Below are 16,137 nucleotides of genomic sequence, written 5' to 3' on the forward strand. Positions count from 1 at the left end.
GTGTCCCGCGAGAACCGGATCGCCATCGCCTACGACTGCCTCTTCCCGTACTCCACCGGCGGAGGCGAGCGGCAGTACCGCGCCCAGGCCGTCGCGTTCGGCGACGAGGGGTTCGACGTCGACTTCCTCACGGCCGTGCAGTGGGACGGGCCCACCCCGCGCGAGGAGGACTTCCGCGTCGTGCCGATCACGGGTCGGCTGTCGCTGTACACCGACGCCGGGGTGCGCCGTATCCCGGCCGCGCTCCGCTACGCCGCGTCGCTCTTCTCCGCCCTCGTGCGCCGCCGCCGGCGGTACGCGGCCGTGCTCGTGAGCGGCCTGCCGATCTTCAACGTCTTCGCCGCTCGGCTGGCGCTGCTCGGCTCGGGCACGAAGCTCGTCGTCGACTACCTCGAGGTCTGGCACCGCCGTCAGTGGATCGAGTACTCGGGAGCGGTCACGGGCACGATCGCGTGGATCCTCCAACGCGCCGCGATCGCCGTCACCCCGCTCGCGACGTGCCACTCGCAGCTGACCGCCACCCGCCTGCGGCGCGAGGGTCTGCGCCGCGCGCCCCAGGTGAGCCCCGGGCTCATCGACGGGGCGGTCGAGGTGCCGCCCCCCGGACCCGCCGCCGCTCCGCCCTACGTGCTCTACGTCGGACGCCACATCCCCGACAAGCGCGTCGAGGTCCTGCCCGCCGCCGTCGCGGCCGCGCGCGAGAGCATCCCCGGCCTGCAGCTCGTGGTGCTGGGCACCGGACCGAGCTCCGAGGCCGTGCGCGCCGAGGTCCGCCGCGTGGGCGGTGAGGCCTGGACGCGCTTCCCCGGCTTCGTCTCCGACGCCGAGCTGAACGAGCTGCTCCACGGCGCCGCCTGCCTGGTGAACCCCTCCCGTCGCGAGGGATACGGCCTCGTCGTCGTCGAGGCCAACGCCCACGGCGTGCCCGTCGTGCTCGTGGCCGACGAGGGCAACGCCTCGACCGAGCTCATCGACGCCGGAGTGAACGGCGTCGTCTCACCCACCGCCTCGCCCGCCGACCTCTCCCGGACCATCCGGGACGCCGTCGACGGCGGCGACGACCTGCGCCGCTCCTCGCGCGCCTGGTACGACGCCGCGGTCGACACCCGCACCATCCGCCGCACCGTCGAGGGGATCCTGTCGGCACTGCCGCTGCCGACCCCCTCCGCGGTGAAGACGAAAGAAGACAGCCCGTGACCACTCCCGCACCCACGGACCTCGAACTGACGATCCTCATGCCGTGTCTCAACGAGGCCGAGACGCTCGAGGTGTGCATCCGCAAGGCGCAGGGGTTCCTGCAGCGCAGCGGCATCCGCGGAGAGGTGCTCGTCTCCGACAACGGCAGCACCGACGGCTCGCAGGCCATCGCCGAGCGACTCGGCGCCCGCGTCTCGCACGCCCCCCGCCGCGGCTACGGCGCCGCTCTCATCAACGGCATCGAGCAGGCGCGCGGAACGTACGTCATCATGGCCGACGCCGACGACAGCTACGACTTCGAGAACCTCGAGCCGTTCGTGGACCGCCTGCGTGCCGGCGCGGACCTCGTGATGGGCAACCGCTTCCGCGGCGGGATCGCCCCGGGGGCCATGCCCCCTCTGCACAAGTACCTCGGCAACCCGGTGCTGTCGTTCATCGGCGAGCTGTTCTTCCGCCCCGGCATCCGCGACTTCCACTGCGGCCTGCGCGGCTTCAACCGCGCCCGCATCCGTCAGCTCGACCTGCAGACCACGGGCATGGAGTTCGCCTCCGAGATGGTCGTGCGCGCCTCCCTCGCGCGCTACCGCATCGAAGAGGTCCCGACGACGCTCAAGAAAGACGGACGCTCGCGCCCGCCGCACCTGCGCAGCTGGCACGACGGCTGGCGCCACCTGCGCTTCCTGCTGCTGTTCGCCCCGCGCTGGCTGTTCGTGTACCCGGGCCTGGTGGCGTTCTTCCTCGGCGCGCTCGCGGTCGGCGTCCTCGCCTTCGGCGGCGTCAACATCGGCGGGGTCGGTTTCGACGTCACCACGATGGTCTACGCGAGCGCCCTGTGCGTGATCGGCTTCCAATCGCTGCTGTTCTTCTGGTTGACCAAGCTCTACGCCACCCAGGAGGGCTTCCTGCCCACGAGTGAGCGCTATCGCCGGATCGTGGCCAAGTGGTCGGCCGAGCGGGGCCTGCTCATCGGCGTCGCCCTGTTCGTGCTCGGCGTGGTGATCGGCATCGTGCAGGTCGTGCTGTGGGGCAGCCTCGACTTCGGGCAGCAGAACGCCGCTCAGGCCGTGCGCATCGCGGTGCCGAGCGCACTGCTGATCATCCTCGGCTTCCAGACCGTGATGATGAGCTTCTTCTCGGGCGTGCTGACCACGCCCCGGCGCGAGCAGCGCCCCGAAGCCGTCATCGAGAGCTGACCGCCGTGCGGATCCTCGTCGATCTGCTCGGCTACACCGGCGGTCGCGGTGGGACCGAGACCTACGTGCGCGAGCTGCTCCCGCGGCTCGCCGCGGAGATGCCGGATGCCGACTTCGTCGCCCTCACGGGATCGTCCGGGGCGGCGGCGGTCCGTCGTTTCGCCCCCGGCGAGGTGCGCGTGGTGGAGTGGGTGGGCGACGGCCGCGCCTCGTGGGCCGCGGGCGAGATCGTCGCCGTGAAGCGGGCGGCGAAGGCGGTGGATGCCGACCTGGTGTGGAGCCCCGCGAACTTCGGCCCCCTGACCGCCGGCGCGGTCCCCCGCGTGGTCTCGGTGCACGACGTCATCTACCACGAGGTCCCCGGCGCCGGCCTCGAACGCCTCACGCGGGCCGTGACGGCGTGGCTCATGACGCGCACCGCGCAGACCGCGCAGGCGGTCGTCACCGTCTCGGACACCGCGGCGAGCGCGATCGCGCACCACCTCGGTGTCGAGAGGGACCGCATCACGGTCGTGCACAACGGCGGCTCCGAGATCTCGGGCGTCGACGACCCGTGGCGCCTGCTCGCCCCGATCGGCATCCGCCCGGGCCGGGCCCTGCTGCTGTCGACGGGCAACCGGATGCCGCACAAGAACTTCGACGGCCTGCTCGCCGCGGTCGCTCGCGTGCCGGTCGAGGAGCGCCCCCTGACCGTGATCGCGGGCGGTGGGGCCGACGACCCGCTGCGCCCGGCGGTCGAGAAGCTCGGGCTCGGCGCCGACGTGGTCCTGCCCGGCTGGGTCAGCGACGAGCAGCTCCGCGCGCTGTACCAGGTGGCCGACGTCTACGCCTGCCCCTCCCTCACCGAGGGATTCGGTCTTCCGGTCGTCGACGCCCTCGGCGCGGGGGTTCCCGTCGTGGCCCACGACACCGCCGTGCTGCGCGAGGTCGGCGGCGAGTGGGCGCGCTACGCCGACGCCACCTCGCCGCACGCGTTCGCCTCCGCGATCACGGACGTCCTGGCGCTCGACGAGATGACCCGCGAGACCCTCCGCGCGGGGGGCCGGGCGTGGGCCGCGCGGTTCAGCTGGTCGGCGGCGGCCGTGGCGCTGTCGGTCGTGTTCCGCCGCACGGCCGCGCGGGGGAACCGTCGTGGCTGAACCGGCCTCGCTGCGCTCACGCCTATTCGGCTTCACGCTGATCCCGGCGGTCGCGGCGGTCTCTCCGCTCGTCGTGCTGCCGGCGGTGTCGCGCGCGGCCCCCGAGGGCTGGTCGAGTGCGATCGCCGGTGAGTCGATCGGGACGTTCGCGGCGATCGCCGTCGCCTACGGGTGGACGACCGTCGGCCCCGCCCTCGTGTCGATCGCGGCCGACGACGTCCGCCGCGGGCGGTTGTACCGCGACGCCCTCGTCGTGCGCGTGGCGACCTCCCTGATCGCCCTCCCCGCGCTCGTGGTGGTGTGCCTTCTCGTGGCCACCCCCGGGTACGGGCTGCTCGCCGCCCTGATGGGACTGCAGGGCGCCATGATCGCCCTGTCGTTCACGTGGTTCTCGGTGGGCGTGGGCGATCCCCGCTCGATCCTCTTCTACGACGCGATCCCGCGGCTCGTGGTCGCCGTGGGGTCGATGCTCGCGATCGTCAACGGCGCGCCCGTCGAGGTCTACCCGCTCGCCGGAATCGCGGTGACGGTGGTGGGGACGACGCTGTTCTCGCTCCGCCTGCTCCGCCGCTATCCCTCGCCGTGGCCGCCGGTCCGCGAGATCCCGGGGCTGTTCCGGGTCGGCGCGCCCGTGGCGCTGAACGACGCCGCGCTGGGCGCGTACTCCGCCGTGCCCACGCCCCTCGTGAACGTGCTGTCCGCGGGTACGGCGGCCTCGGGCTTCGCCTCCGCCGACAAGATGGCCAAGCTCGGTCAGTTCCTCCCGCTCACCCTGGCCAACGCCCTGCAGTCGTGGTCGGCCGAGGTCACGGGCCCCGCCCGCAGGTCGCGGCTGCGCCTGGCCCTGCTGATGCACGGGGGCTTCGGCGTGCTCGGCATGCTCGTGCTCGGCTTCGCGGGTCCCCCCGTCAGCGCGCTGATGTTCGGCGAGCCGGCGGCGGCGCCCTTCGCGGTCTGCCTCGCCCTCGGCCTCGCCTTCGCCCTCTTCTCGCTGCGCACCTCGATGACGCGGCACGTGCTCTTCCCCGCCGGCGAGCAGCACGCCGTGATGCGGGCCACCCTCACGGCCACGGTCGTCGGCATCCCCCTCATGATCGGCGCGGGGCTGCTCCTGGGCCCCGTCGGCGTGGCGGCGGGACTGGCGGTGACCGAGGCGATCTCCACCCTGATCCTGATCGGGCGCACGCGCCGCCACGTCGATCTCGTCGCCGTCGAGGAGTCCGCCCCGTGATCGCTCCGAACACCGGAAAGGCGGCTACGCCGTGACCGATGCACCCGAGGTCGACCTCGTCATCCCCGTCTACGGCGGCTGGGACTTCGTGCGGGAGTGCCTGCGCGCCGCGACGCGCCAGAGCGTCCCCGCGCGGGTGATCGTGGTCGACGACCACTCCCCCGACGACACCGCCGATCGTGTCGCGGCGGAGTTCCCCGACGTGACGCTGCTGCGCAACGAGCGCAACCTCGGCTTCGCCCGGGCCTGCAACGTGGGCCTGTCGGCCGGCACGGGCCGTCTGGTGATGCTCGTCAACAGCGACGTCGTGCTCGAGGCGGATGCCGTGGAGCGGGTGCTCGCCGCGATGCCCGACGCTCGCGACCCACGCCGGGTCGGCAGCGGGGCGACCCTGCTCCTCGCCCCCGACGGCACCGTCGACTCCTACGGCATCGTCGCCGACGTCACCGGCGCCGGGTTCGTCCGGTTCCACGGTGCCGCCCTCGCGGCGGCCGACCCCGTCGACCCCCCGGTGCTCGGCCCCTACGGCGCCGTCGCCGTGTACGTCCGCAGCGCCCTCGACGAGGTCGGCCTGTTCGACACGAACATCTTCATGTACGGCGAGGAGCTCGACCTGGCCTTCCGCCTGCGCGCCGCCGGGTGGGGGGGCATCGCGATCGAGGGAGCGCTCGGCACGCACCTGGGCGGGGCGAGCGCCGGTCGCGAGTCGGCGCGTCAGCGACGACTGTCGGGCTTCGCTCGGGGTTACCTGCTGCGCAAGTACGGCATCCTGCGCTCGCGCCGCGCGCTGCGGGCCCTCGCGGTCGAGATCGTGGTCAGCGGTGCACGGCTCGTCCTGCGCCGCGACGTGCTCTCGCTTCGGGGACGGTGGGAGGGGTGGCGCCGCGGCGCCGACGCGCCCTCCGCGGTCCTCCCGCTCGACGCGGTCGACCGCACGATCGGCCTGCGCGAATCGATGCGCATGCGCGGCGACCGGTACTGGGCCGAACGTCCCGCGTCGCGGTCGTGACGGCATCCCCCTTCCGTCCGGATCGCGCGGACGCTCTGCCTACACTCGAAGAGTGCTGACCGCCCTCCGCTCGCGCGTGCGCGCCGCGCGCGACCTGCCGCTGCTCCGCCCCCTCGTCGCCCGGGTGGATCGCCTGTGGTGGGCGCGCGTCATCCGTCGGGCCGGGGTCGTCGACCTCGATTACGTGCGCGCCCAGGTCGGGCGCCCGCTCAGCGAGGCCGCGGCCGTCCGACGGTACGTCGACGGGGGCTTCCGCGAGGGCCTTCGCCTGTCGCCGCTCTTCGTCGACACCGCCGTCGGCGACCACCTCCCCGAGGCGTGGCGCGTCCCCGCGCTCTACGCCTATCTCGTCGCCGATCCGCGCGGGTTGCAGGTGAGCCCCCTGTGGGATGCCGTCGCCTACGGCACGGCGCACCCCGACGCGTGGGAGGCCCCCGGCGGCCCCCTCGGCCACGCGTGGCGTCGACGCGAGACGGACTCCCTCCCGTTCGGACCCGCAGCGTCGCCGGCGTCGGCATCGTGGTCCGATCTGTCCCGTGTCATCACCGCAGCGGCGAATCGCGCGCGAGTGGGGGGCGAGGTCCCCCCGCCGCGCGGCACCGCAGCGCTGCGACGGGAGCTGCTGATCGCGCTCGGACCCGAAGAGTGGGACTTCGATGAGTCCCTCGCCGAGGCGGTGCGCTTCGCCCAGCACGACGATCAGGGCGTCGCGATCGCGGTCATGGACGACCGCAGCGAGGATTGGGTCCTCGCCAACCTCTTCGCCGCGTCGCACCCGCGGGTCCGCGTGAGCCGGCGTCGGCATGATGACCCCAGCGCAGCCCTGGACGAGCTTCTGGCCTCATCACGAGCCGACGTCGTGATCACGCGTGGACCGAACGAGACCCTCACGGCCGACGCGGCGTCGGCATTGGCGCGCCGCGTCGAAGCGGAAGGGGCAGGCGTCGTCATGGGCCCGGTCTGGCTCGACGGCGACGGCACCATCGCCGCGCTCGGTGCGACGTCCGAGGGCCGTCTGCTCGCCGGTCATCCCGTCGAGGACTTGTCCGCCTTCGACCCTCGAACGTCATTGGAGGTACCCGCCCTCGCGGGGACGACCTTCGCAGCGCACCGAATCGACGTCGACGTCGCCCTCCGGGGCAGTGATCCCGCCGCGCGCGTCGGACGTCGACGGATCGTCGCGCTCGACCTCGAGACGCGCACCCGATCACGCGTCCTGGGCGCGGACCTCCCGCCGCTCGATGTCGACGCGACCGCGCTCCTGGCCCGAGCCGGGTGGGAGCGCTCACCTCTGGCTCCCGGCATCCGTCGTCCTCAGCGGACCATCGAGCTCGCCGACGGCACCATCGTGCCCCGGCTCCGGTGGGCCTTGCGCACAGCGACTCCGGTCGGTCCCCGCGCCGAGGGATGGGGCGACACCCACTTCGCCCGCGCGCTCGCGGCGGCATTGCGGCGCCTCGGGCAGGAGGTCGTGATCGATTCCTACGCGGCCCGCTCACGTCCGACACGCGGCCTCGACGACGTCACCGTCGCGTTGCGCGGTCCCGAACCGATCGAGGCCTCCCCGTTCGGGCGGTCGCTGCTGTGGATCATCAGCCACCCCGACGAGATCACCGCCGCCGACGTCGCCGGTTTCCACCGGGTCTTCGCGGCCTCCGCGACCTGGTCGCGAGAGGCCTCGGCGGAGCTGGGCGTGGCGATCACCCCGTTGTCGCAGTGCACGGATGCCACGCGATTCTCCCCTCGTGGACTGTCACGGGGCGACGACATCCTCTTCGTCGGTACCGCTCGCGGCATCCTGCGCCCCTCCGTGGTGGAACCGATCCGCGCGGGCATCCCCGTCACGGTCATCGGCCCCGATTGGCGGGGCTGGATTCCGGCGGAGCGCATCGCGGCGACCGGGGTGAGCAATGACGACCTCCCCGCGCTTTACGAGAGCGCCGCAGTCGTCCTCAACGATCATTGGCCGGCGATGCAGGAGCGCGGTTTCGTCGGCAACCGCCTGTTCGACGTCATCGCTTCAGGCGGACGCGCGATCAGCGACCGTGTGGACGGCATCGCGGATCTCTTCGGACCCGCCGTCGTCATGTGGGACACGGTGCCCGACCTCATCGAGATGCTCTCCGGAGACCCGTCCCGCCTGTTCCCACCCGCCGCGGAGCAGGAGGCCATCTCCGAGCGCGTGCGCGCAGAGCACTCGTTCGACGCGAGGGCCCGGACGCTGCTGGACGCCGCCCTGAGCTGAAGCGCCTCCGCTCGCGGTGCGGGGGCCTGGGGCACGGCTTGCGCTCGCGGAGCGCCTATCCGACGCTGCGGACTCCATCACTCGACGCCCCCGAAACGGAGACGCTCGCGGCGACCGTGCCGACTGTGCCTTCTTCGCGAGCTCGGACCGTGAAGAGGGCACCCTGAGCCAGCCCGTGGCTGCTCGGCTCGCTGACACCGGCCGCGTTGGCGTTGACGTAGTACTGACCGGCGCCGAGGTTCATGGCGGCAACCCGCAGGTCGACGGACACGGGCCCCGAGATGGGATCGAGACGGTGCTCGAGCATCTCCGTATTGGATGCCAGCACCATGTGCCCGAGGGGTGTGTCGATGCTGAACCCGAGCTCCCACCGTTCGATCGGCTTCATCGAGTCGACGTGCACGCGAATGGTGAGAGGGTCTCCCTCGTTGATCGTCTTCGCGCGTGAGCCGTCGTCCGTGAGCAGCTCGACCTGCTTGACCTGGATGGGGTGAACGGTCTGCTCCGGCGGCGCCTCGCCCACGCGACGCCCCTCGAGGACGTCGCGGAGGGCTCCGATGGCCTCGCGCGTCTCGCCGTCGAACACCACGGCACCGTCCTTCAGCACGATGCCTCGATCGCACAGCTCGGCCACCTGCTGAGCCGAGTGCGTGACGAGGATGATGGTGCGGCCTTGCGCGCGGAACTCCGTGATCCGGTCCATGCACTTGCGCTGGAAGGTCTCGTCTCCCACCGCGAGAACCTCGTCGACGAGCAGAACATCGGGGTCGGTGTGGATCGCGACGGCGAACGCCAGACGCACGTACATGCCCGAGGAGTAGAACTTCACCGCGGTGTCGATGAAGTCACCGATGCCGCTGAAGTCGACGATGTTGTCGAACTCGCGATCGATCTCTTCGCGGCTCATGCCGAGGATCGAGGCGTTGAGGTAGACGTTCTCCCTACCGCTCAAGTCGGGATGGAACCCCGCGCCGAGCTCGAGCAGCGCCGCCATCCGCCCCCGCGTCTCGACGAGACCCGTCGACGGGGAGAGGATGCCGCCTATCAGCTTGAGCAGGGTGCTCTTGCCCGAACCGTTGGCACCGAGCAGCCCGACCGTGGTTCCGGCCTGGATGGTGAGGGAGACGTCGTCGACGGCGACGAAGTCTTTGCGGAACGATTTGCCCAACCGTCCGAGATGCACGACACGGTCCTTGAGGCTGTTGTCCTTGCGCACCTGGAAGTGCTTCGAGACCGACGTGAGGCGCACGATGTCCGGCGCGGCGGTGGCGGTGTTCGTCATTTAGAGCTCCTGAGCGAAGTTGCCCTGCATGCGGGTGAAGACGCGGTGCGAGATCACGAGCAGGACGAGACCCACGACACCGGCGACGAGCATGCGCAGACCCAGATGGGCGGGGTAGTCCTCCAGGGTGCCCGCGCCCCAGAAAGCACGGTGGAACCCGAGGACGGCGATGGTCAGAGGGTTGGACGCGTAGACGTCCAGCACCCATTCCGGCAGTTGGAAGCGGGTGATGACGTCCTGCACCATGCGCCACGAATAGACGATCGGAGCACCCCACATCGCGAGCATCAGGACGACCTCCGTCAGGTACTGGATGTCGCGCAGATACACATTCAGCGCCGACAGCAGCAGACCGATGGCCAGGCCGTATATGAGGATGAGGATCACCGAGGGGAAGAACCACAGCATTTCGGCGGGTTCCGGAAGTGCACGGAAGATCAGCGCCGCGACGACGAGCACGCCCAGCTGCACGAGGAACATGAACCCGGCGCCGCCGATGCTGGCGAGCGGGAAGATCTCGCGCGGAAGATAGATCTTCTTGACGAGGCCGCCGTTCTGCAGGATCGACCCCGTCGCTCCGAAGACCATGTCGTTGAAGAACGCGTAGAGCGTCAGCCCCGAGAACAGGTAGACGGCGAAATTGTCGATGCCCTCCGCCGCACGCAGGAATTGCCCCAGAACGATGAAATACATGAGGAACTGGATGAGCGGACGGATGACCGTCCAGAGGAATCCCAGAAAGCTGTCGCGGTAGCGCGCCTGAAGGTCGCGACGCACGAGCAGATTCAGCAGGTCCCGCCGCGCGAGGATCTCGCCGATCTTGCCGAGCCGTCCCGTGGCCCGACGGCCTCGCGAATCGACGATCGCGTACGGCGCCACGCTGATGCGGGCGAATCGCGCCTCGGTCTCCGTGCTCATCGGTGAAGTGCTCGCTGTCCTGTCATCGGTTCTTCCGTCGTCTCGTCAGCCCGTCGGCGACCCGGTGGAGCCACCGGCCCGGGTTCTTCGCCGGGTCCATCAACCGTCGCAGGCGATGCACCGAGCCCATGTGATTCAAACGCATATACATGCGCAGAAAATCCTTGCCCGTCCCGTTCCCGACGTAGCCGAGGGCGCGGAGCCGGTCGATCTTCTGGAACGCGTAGCCGGGGGTGGTCCCGGCCATCTCGTCCAGCTTGTAGTCCAACGCCGTGTGGCTGATCGCCGCGTAGTCGGGTGCCACGATCGTGCGGGAGTGGTATCCCAGCTCGCCCGCCGCGTACGACGGCATGCGTTCCAGGATATGCGCCAGTCCACCGTCCTGGTACGCCTCGGCGCCACCGAAGGCGGAATACGTCCAGGGGTGTTCGACCAGGAGGCGGAGAGCCTCCGGCCGGGCGAAGAACATCGAACCGTACGGCGCGAGCGGCGACACGTCATCCAGGGGGACACGGATGCCGAGCTGCTCGGCCAGCACCGCGAAGCCCGGCTTGTTGGACCACCACGCGCGCCCGAGAGTGGGGTAACCGATGTGGATCATCGGCGGGAAGGCGAGCCCGAGGCCCGGTTCCCGCTGGAACAGAGCCAGCACACGGGACGTGTGCTCATCGTCGTGCAGCAGGTTGAGGAACTGCTGCTCCCGGAAGTGGGTCCCCACGTTGAACCCGTCCTGCGGCGTCTTCTTGCTGTGCAGTTTGACGACGAGGTCGTATCGGTCGGAGAGCAGCACGTCTCGGCATCCGACCAGGAACGCGCTCTGATCACGACCGTCGTTCGACTCGACCACGCGCACCGACACGCTGCCGCGCGAGCCGGGTAGTTTCGCAAGCCTGTCCTCGATGCGGCGCGCGCGATCGGCGTCCGGCGTGGTCACGACGAGGTCGTACGGCACCGGCAAGGTGTCGGCACGTCCGATCATCTCCTCGGTCATCTCGTCGTAGAAGATGTGCGCGATGACCACGACCCGCAGCGGCCGTGCGGGGTCGTAGGGTGCGTGATCCGCACTGATGACATCCATGAGGCCTGCGGAGACATTGAGCACCTTGGGCTCGACGTTGCGCGCGAGGTTCGACAGCGCGATCTCGATCGGGTATCCGCCTGCCGCCGCCGCGTCGAGCAACCAGCGGCCGATGACGGCGTAGCGGTCGAGGAACGGCGGCCAGTGGAAGAAGGGCCGACGCTTCAGCACCGGACATCCGTCTTCGATGAGCCCGAGCGGGGCGAACAGCGTGGCGTTCACGACGCCGTAGTCGTCGGAGGAGAACGCCGCTTCACCCGTGAAACCGGCGTCGCTGAAGGCGCGGTGGAAGACGAGTTCGTGTTCGACGACCGCATCGCGGTAGCTCGAGATGGCGGGCAGCTCGCGCCAATAGCGACGCCATGCCTCGCTCAGGAACATCTCCCGCCGCACGGCGATCCAGAACGACTGGAAGTGGTACGGCAGGGTGCCTTTGCCCGTGATGTGGTTGTGATCCTCCGCCGTGTGGTCGGTCATGGCCCAGAAGTGCACGGGCCGCGCATTCATCCGATCGAAAACGGGGGCGAAGGGGCGCACCGGACCGAACCAGGTGTCGTTCGTGAGGACGATTTCGTCGAACTCCGACACCTGCTCGCCGAGATGCCGGAGGGCATCGCGCTGGGCACCGATGTCGAAGCCGGTGTTCTGCCGCTCGAGCACCTCGTCGACGACGGGTGCAAGACGCTCGCGTCCGTCCGGGCCGAGCGCACCATTGACCACGGCGAGGATGCGGTGACTGTGCGCGCGCAAGCCTTGGAGGGCATGGACGACGTAGTCGTCGATCTCCGCGCGGCGGTCGTAGATGGTGAAGATGATCAGGCGGCGACCGGCCTCGGGGAAGACGACAGCCGGCGGGACCTCCGCGGCGCTCACCGTCGATCCCCCTTCACGAGCGCGCGGCCTGCCGCGACGGCGGCACGACCGGAGCGCAGAACGGCGCGCGCCCGCTGCCCGAAGGGATGCATGACGGGCTCGAGCCGCTCGACGACGGCGTTGTGATTGGTCTTCATGTACATCCGGAAGAAAGCCACAGCCCCCGCCGTCCCCATCCAGCCCGCCCGATGCAGGAACTGGATCTGGTCGATCGGGTAGCCCGGCAGGTTGATGGCGAGCTGATCGAGCTTGTATTCCATGGAGAGGTGCGTCAGGCTCGCGTGCTCGGGGTCGAGGACCGTCCTCACGTGCAGCCCCTCCTCGCCGGCGGACGCGGACACGAGCCGTTCCAGGAGACGCTGCAGATCGGGCACGAGTTCCTTGGACCGGTCGCGGAAGTCATGGTACGTCCACGTCTCGGAGAAGTACGGGCGAAGAGCCCGCGGCCGGCCGATCCACATCCCTCCGAGGGGCGCGAGGGGCGTGATGCCGTCGAGCGGAACACGGATGCCGAGACGGTCCGCCACGTCCTGCCCCATCTTCCGGTACCACGACCAGCCCTCTCCCGTCGTGGCGTAACCCGTCTGGATCACCGGGGGGAAGACCGCCCCGAGACCGGGTTCGCGCACGAACAGGGCCAGAAGATTGGCGATGTAGGCCGGACTGCCGATGAGATTCTCCCGCAAGTAGCGTCGGAAATAGTCCGATACCGTCCGACCCCGATGCGTCGGCTCCCGATCGTGCAGCTTCACGAACACGTCCCAGCGGTCGCTGAGCAGCTCTTCGCGGCATCCGATGAGGAACGCGCTCATGTCGCGACCGTTCGCCGACGGGACGACGCGAATCGTCGACGTCGCCACGTGCTCTCCCTGAGCGCGGAGCAGCTCTTCCAACGCGGGCGCGAGAGCGGCGTCCGAGACCGTCACGATGACGTCGACCGGCGATGGGAACCAGCTGAGCCGCTCGATGAGCGGGGTGGCGGACGCCACACCGGTCGCGTGCAGCACCACGAGCACCCTGAGCGACGACGGGTCCTCCACAGCTGTCACCGTGCTCATCGGCAGCACGTCGAGCATCGCCAGATTGGTGTTCACCACCTTCGGCGGGACCGTGCGGGCGAGGTTGTCCAGGATCAGCGCGGGCGGATACCCGAAGGCTTCGATCCGCTCCATCAGCGCCGCCCCGATCACCGCGTGGCGGTCGAGGAAGGGCGGCCAGTGGAAGAACGGTCGACGCTTGACCAGCGGGCAGCCATCTTCGAGGAGCAAGGTGGGATTGAACAGCGCCGGATGGTCGGTGGGGTAGTCGTCGGATGCGTAGGCGACCGCCGAGACGAATCCCGCTTCGACGAATGTCTCGGTGAAGATCGTCTCGTGCTTCAGCACGGCGTCGAAGTACGACGGCATCGCGGGAAGGTCGCGCCAGTATCTCGCCCACCGCTCCGACGTGAACATCGCGCGACGCACCGCGATCCAGAACGATTGCAGGTGGTAGGGCAGCACTCCGTCCCCCGTGAAGGGGTTCGGTTCTTCGCGCGCGTGGTCCGTCATCCCCCAGAAGTCGACCTCGAGGGCATCCATGCGGTCGAAAACCGGTCCGTAGGGGCGGACGGGACCGAACCACGTGTCGTTGGTCAGCACGACCTCGTCGAAGTCGGCGAGTGCCGGACCCACGTGATCGAGGGCCTCTTTGTGCGCCCAGATATCGAACCCGACGTTCTTGCGCACGAGGATGTCATCCGACACCGGCTCCAGACGCCGGCGCGCGGCGGGAGTCAGCTTGCCGTTGACGACGACGAGGATGCGAGAGGCGCGGTCACGAAGACCGGCGAGCGCATGCACGACGTAGTCGTCCACACCCCCGCGCCGGTCGTAGACGACGTATATGACGAGTCGACGTCCATCGGGAGGGAAGACCAACGCACGCACCTTTCTGACCCCTCTTCGCATCCGCAGGCACGTCGGATGCGGCAGGGGTTGCAACCGCACACGGACCAGACGAGATCCTAGATCGGACCGTCGACGCTTCCCTGTGCAAGGGCCTTGAGCAGATAGGCGCCGTACCCGCTCTTCACGAGCGGCTCCGCCCGCTCGCGCAGCTCCTCGTCCGACAAGAAGCCCATGCGCCAGGCGACCTCTTCCGGGCAGCCGATCGACAGGCCCTGACGCTTCTCGACGGTGCGGATGAACTCGGTGGCCTCGCTGAGGGAGTCGAAGGTGCCGGTGTCGAGCCAAGCGGTCCCCCGCGGGAGCAGCTCGACACGCAGACGTCCCTGCTCGAGATACGTGCGGTTGACGTCGGTGATCTCGAGCTCGCCGCGCGGCGACGGGGTGAGATTACGGGCGATCTCGATCACGTCGTTGTCGTAGAAGTACAGTCCCGGCACGGCGTAGTCGCTCTTGGGGACAGCGGGCTTCTCTTCGAGCGAGACCACACGGCCCGAGGAATCGAACTCGACGACCCCGTAGGCCGTGGGGTCCGCGACCCGGTATCCGAACACGACACCGCCGTCGAGCTCCGTGTACTGGCGCAGGCGGGTGCCCATGCCCTGCCCGTAGAAGATGTTGTCACCCAGGACCAGGGCCACCGACTCCGACCCGATGTGCTCCTCTCCGAGGAGGAACGCCTGGGCGAGGCCGTCGGGAGAAGGCTGCACCTTGTAGGTGAGCGAGATGCCGAAGCGGGAGCCGTCGCCCAGCAGTCGCTGGAACTGCTCGGAGTCCTGGGGCGTCGTGATGATGAGGATGTCGCGGATGCCGGCGAGGATCAGCGTGGAGAGCGGGTAGTAGATCATCGGTTTGTCGTAGACCGGGACGAGCTGCTTCGAGATGCCCAGCGTGATGGGATGAAGTCGCGAGCCCGTGCCGCCCGCCAGAATGATTCCGCGCATGGATTCAGTCTCCCCCATGCCGAGGTGCGCGCCAATCCGCCGCCCCTCGGCCGAGCTGAGCACCCTCTACTCTGGTGAGCATGAGTCGTCTTCTCGTGACCGGTGGCGCCGGTTTCATCGGTTCCAACTTCGTGCACCACGTCATCGCGCACACCGACCACACCGTGACCGTGCTGGACAAGCTCACCTACGCCGGGAACGAGGCGTCCCTGGCGGGCCTCCCCGAGGACCGCGTGCGTCTGGTCGTGGGCGACATCGCGGATGCCGCCGTGGTCGACCCCCTCGTGGCCGAGGCGGACGCCGTGGTGCACTACGCCGCGGAGTCGCACAACGACAACTCCCTGCACGACCCCCGCCCGTTCCTCGACACCAACATCATCGGGACGTACACGTTGCTCGAGGCCGCTCGCCGCCACGACGTGCGGTTCCACCACATCTCCACCGACGAGGTGTACGGCGACCTCGAGCTCGACGACCCGGCCCGGTTCACCGAGAGCACGCCCTACAACCCTTCCTCGCCGTACTCGTCGACCAAGGCCGGTTCCGACCTGCTCGTGCGCGCGTGGGTGCGCTCGTTCGGCGTCCGCGCCACGATCAGCAACTGCTCGAACAACTACGGGCCGTACCAGCACGTCGAGAAGTTCATCCCCCGTCAGATCACCAACGTCCTGCGCGGAGTTCGCCCGAAGCTCTACGGCACCGGCGAGAACGTGCGCGACTGGATCCACGCCGACGATCACTCGTCCGCTGTGCTGACGATCCTCGACAAGGGCGAGATCGGCGAGACGTACCTGATCGGCGCGGACGGCGAGAAGGACAACAAGAGCGTCGTCGAACTGATCCTGCAGATCACCGGGAACCCCACCGACGCCTACGACCTCGTCACCGACCGTCCCGGTCACGACCTGCGGTACGCCATCGACTCGACGAAGCTGCGCACCGAACTAGGATGGAAGCCGACCTACGGCGACTTCGAATCCGGCCTCGCCGCGACGATCGACTGGTACCGCGAGAACGAGGCCTGGTGGGCTCCCACCAAGGACGGCGTCGAGGCGTTCTACGCCAGCAAGGGGCAGTGACAC

General features: G+C 69.5%; 12 protein-coding genes. 7 read left to right on the top strand and 5 right to left on the bottom strand.

Features of this window, described 5'->3' with window-relative positions; translation table 11 throughout:
* Genes FB047_RS09795 through FB047_RS09820 form a run of 6 tightly spaced genes read left to right on the top strand, consistent with a single transcriptional unit; the run spans window position 1 to window position 8,014 of the window.
* A complete protein-coding gene (locus FB047_RS09795) occupies window positions 1-1,197 on the top strand; it encodes a glycosyltransferase family 4 protein (RefSeq protein ID WP_136587014.1) in 1,197 nt (398 codons plus the stop codon).
* A complete protein-coding gene (locus tag FB047_RS09800; RefSeq protein WP_205822874.1) occupies window positions 1,194-2,390 on the top strand; it encodes a glycosyltransferase family 2 protein in 1,197 nt (398 codons plus the stop codon). Before FB047_RS09795 ends, FB047_RS09800 begins: the two co-directional genes overlap by 4 nt.
* Window positions 2,391-2,395: 5 nt before the next feature.
* Entirely contained in the window at window positions 2,396-3,529 is a 1,134-nt protein-coding gene (locus FB047_RS09805) for a glycosyltransferase family 4 protein (protein ID WP_167494208.1), read from the top strand.
* Entirely contained in the window at window positions 3,522-4,760 is a 1,239-nt protein-coding gene (locus FB047_RS09810) for a polysaccharide biosynthesis protein (protein WP_136587016.1), read from the top strand. The genes FB047_RS09805 and FB047_RS09810 overlap by 8 nt, the downstream gene beginning before the upstream one ends.
* Window positions 4,761-4,791: 31 nt before the next feature.
* Window positions 4,792-5,769 (top strand): glycosyltransferase family 2 protein, encoded by a 978-nt coding sequence (locus FB047_RS09815; protein ID WP_167494209.1) that lies wholly within the window; start codon window positions 4,792-4,794, stop codon window positions 5,767-5,769.
* Between the two features lie 52 nt (window positions 5,770-5,821).
* The gene (locus tag FB047_RS09820) at window positions 5,822-8,014 is read left to right on the top strand and encodes a glycosyltransferase (protein ID WP_136587018.1); all 2,193 of its coding nucleotides are present in this window, start codon (window positions 5,822-5,824) and stop codon (window positions 8,012-8,014) included.
* Between the two features lie 55 nt (window positions 8,015-8,069).
* Here the strand turns inward: FB047_RS09820 and FB047_RS09825 are convergent, their stop codons facing one another.
* The 5 genes from FB047_RS09825 to rfbA all read right to left on the bottom strand — a co-directional run bounded on the left by FB047_RS09825 (window position 8,070) and on the right by rfbA (window position 15,055).
* Window positions 8,070-9,296 carry an ABC transporter ATP-binding protein gene (locus tag FB047_RS09825; protein WP_136587019.1) on the bottom strand — a complete coding sequence of 409 codons (1,227 nt, stop codon included), beginning with the start codon at window positions 9,294-9,296 and terminating at the stop codon, window positions 8,070-8,072.
* The gene (locus tag FB047_RS09830; protein ID WP_136587020.1) at window positions 9,297-10,214 is read right to left on the bottom strand and encodes an ABC transporter permease; all 918 of its coding nucleotides are present in this window, start codon (window positions 10,212-10,214) and stop codon (window positions 9,297-9,299) included.
* A gap of 22 nt (window positions 10,215-10,236) precedes the next feature.
* The gene (locus FB047_RS09835) at window positions 10,237-12,165 is read right to left on the bottom strand and encodes a rhamnan synthesis F family protein (protein ID WP_167494210.1); all 1,929 of its coding nucleotides are present in this window, start codon (window positions 12,163-12,165) and stop codon (window positions 10,237-10,239) included.
* On the bottom strand, window positions 12,162-14,093 hold the full coding sequence (locus FB047_RS09840) for a rhamnan synthesis F family protein (protein ID WP_167494211.1): 1,932 nt from the start codon (window positions 14,091-14,093) through the stop codon (window positions 12,162-12,164). Before FB047_RS09840 ends, FB047_RS09835 begins: the two co-directional genes overlap by 4 nt.
* Before the next feature lie 77 nt (window positions 14,094-14,170).
* On the bottom strand, window positions 14,171-15,055 hold the full coding sequence (gene rfbA / locus FB047_RS09845; RefSeq protein ID WP_136587023.1) for a glucose-1-phosphate thymidylyltransferase RfbA: 885 nt from the start codon (window positions 15,053-15,055) through the stop codon (window positions 14,171-14,173).
* Window positions 15,056-15,135: 80 nt separating this feature from the next.
* Here rfbA and rfbB point away from each other — a divergent pair, with 80 nt between their 5' ends.
* Window positions 15,136-16,134 (top strand): dTDP-glucose 4,6-dehydratase, encoded by a 999-nt coding sequence (rfbB, locus tag FB047_RS09850; protein WP_136587024.1) that lies wholly within the window; start codon window positions 15,136-15,138, stop codon window positions 16,132-16,134.
* Window positions 16,135-16,137 lie beyond the last annotated feature (3 nt).

The organism is Microbacterium hydrothermale, from assembly GCF_004854025.1.
In the GTDB taxonomy this organism is placed as follows: Bacteria; Actinomycetota; Actinomycetes; order Actinomycetales; family Microbacteriaceae; genus Microbacterium; species Microbacterium hydrothermale.

What these genes read in the sequence shown, in the direction of transcription:
- FB047_RS09825 (WP_136587019.1), bottom strand. Translation starts at nt 9,296, where the DNA reads ATGACGAACACCGCCACCGCCGCGCCGGACATCGTGCGCCTCACGTCG.
- FB047_RS09830 (WP_136587020.1), bottom strand. Translation starts at nt 10,214, where the DNA reads ATGAGCACGGAGACCGAGGCGCGATTCGCCCGCATCAGCGTGGCGCCG.
- rfbA (WP_136587023.1), bottom strand. Translation starts at nt 15,055, where the DNA reads ATGCGCGGAATCATTCTGGCGGGCGGCACGGGCTCGCGACTTCATCCC.
- rfbB (WP_136587024.1), top strand. Translation starts at nt 15,136, where the DNA reads ATGAGTCGTCTTCTCGTGACCGGTGGCGCCGGTTTCATCGGTTCCAAC.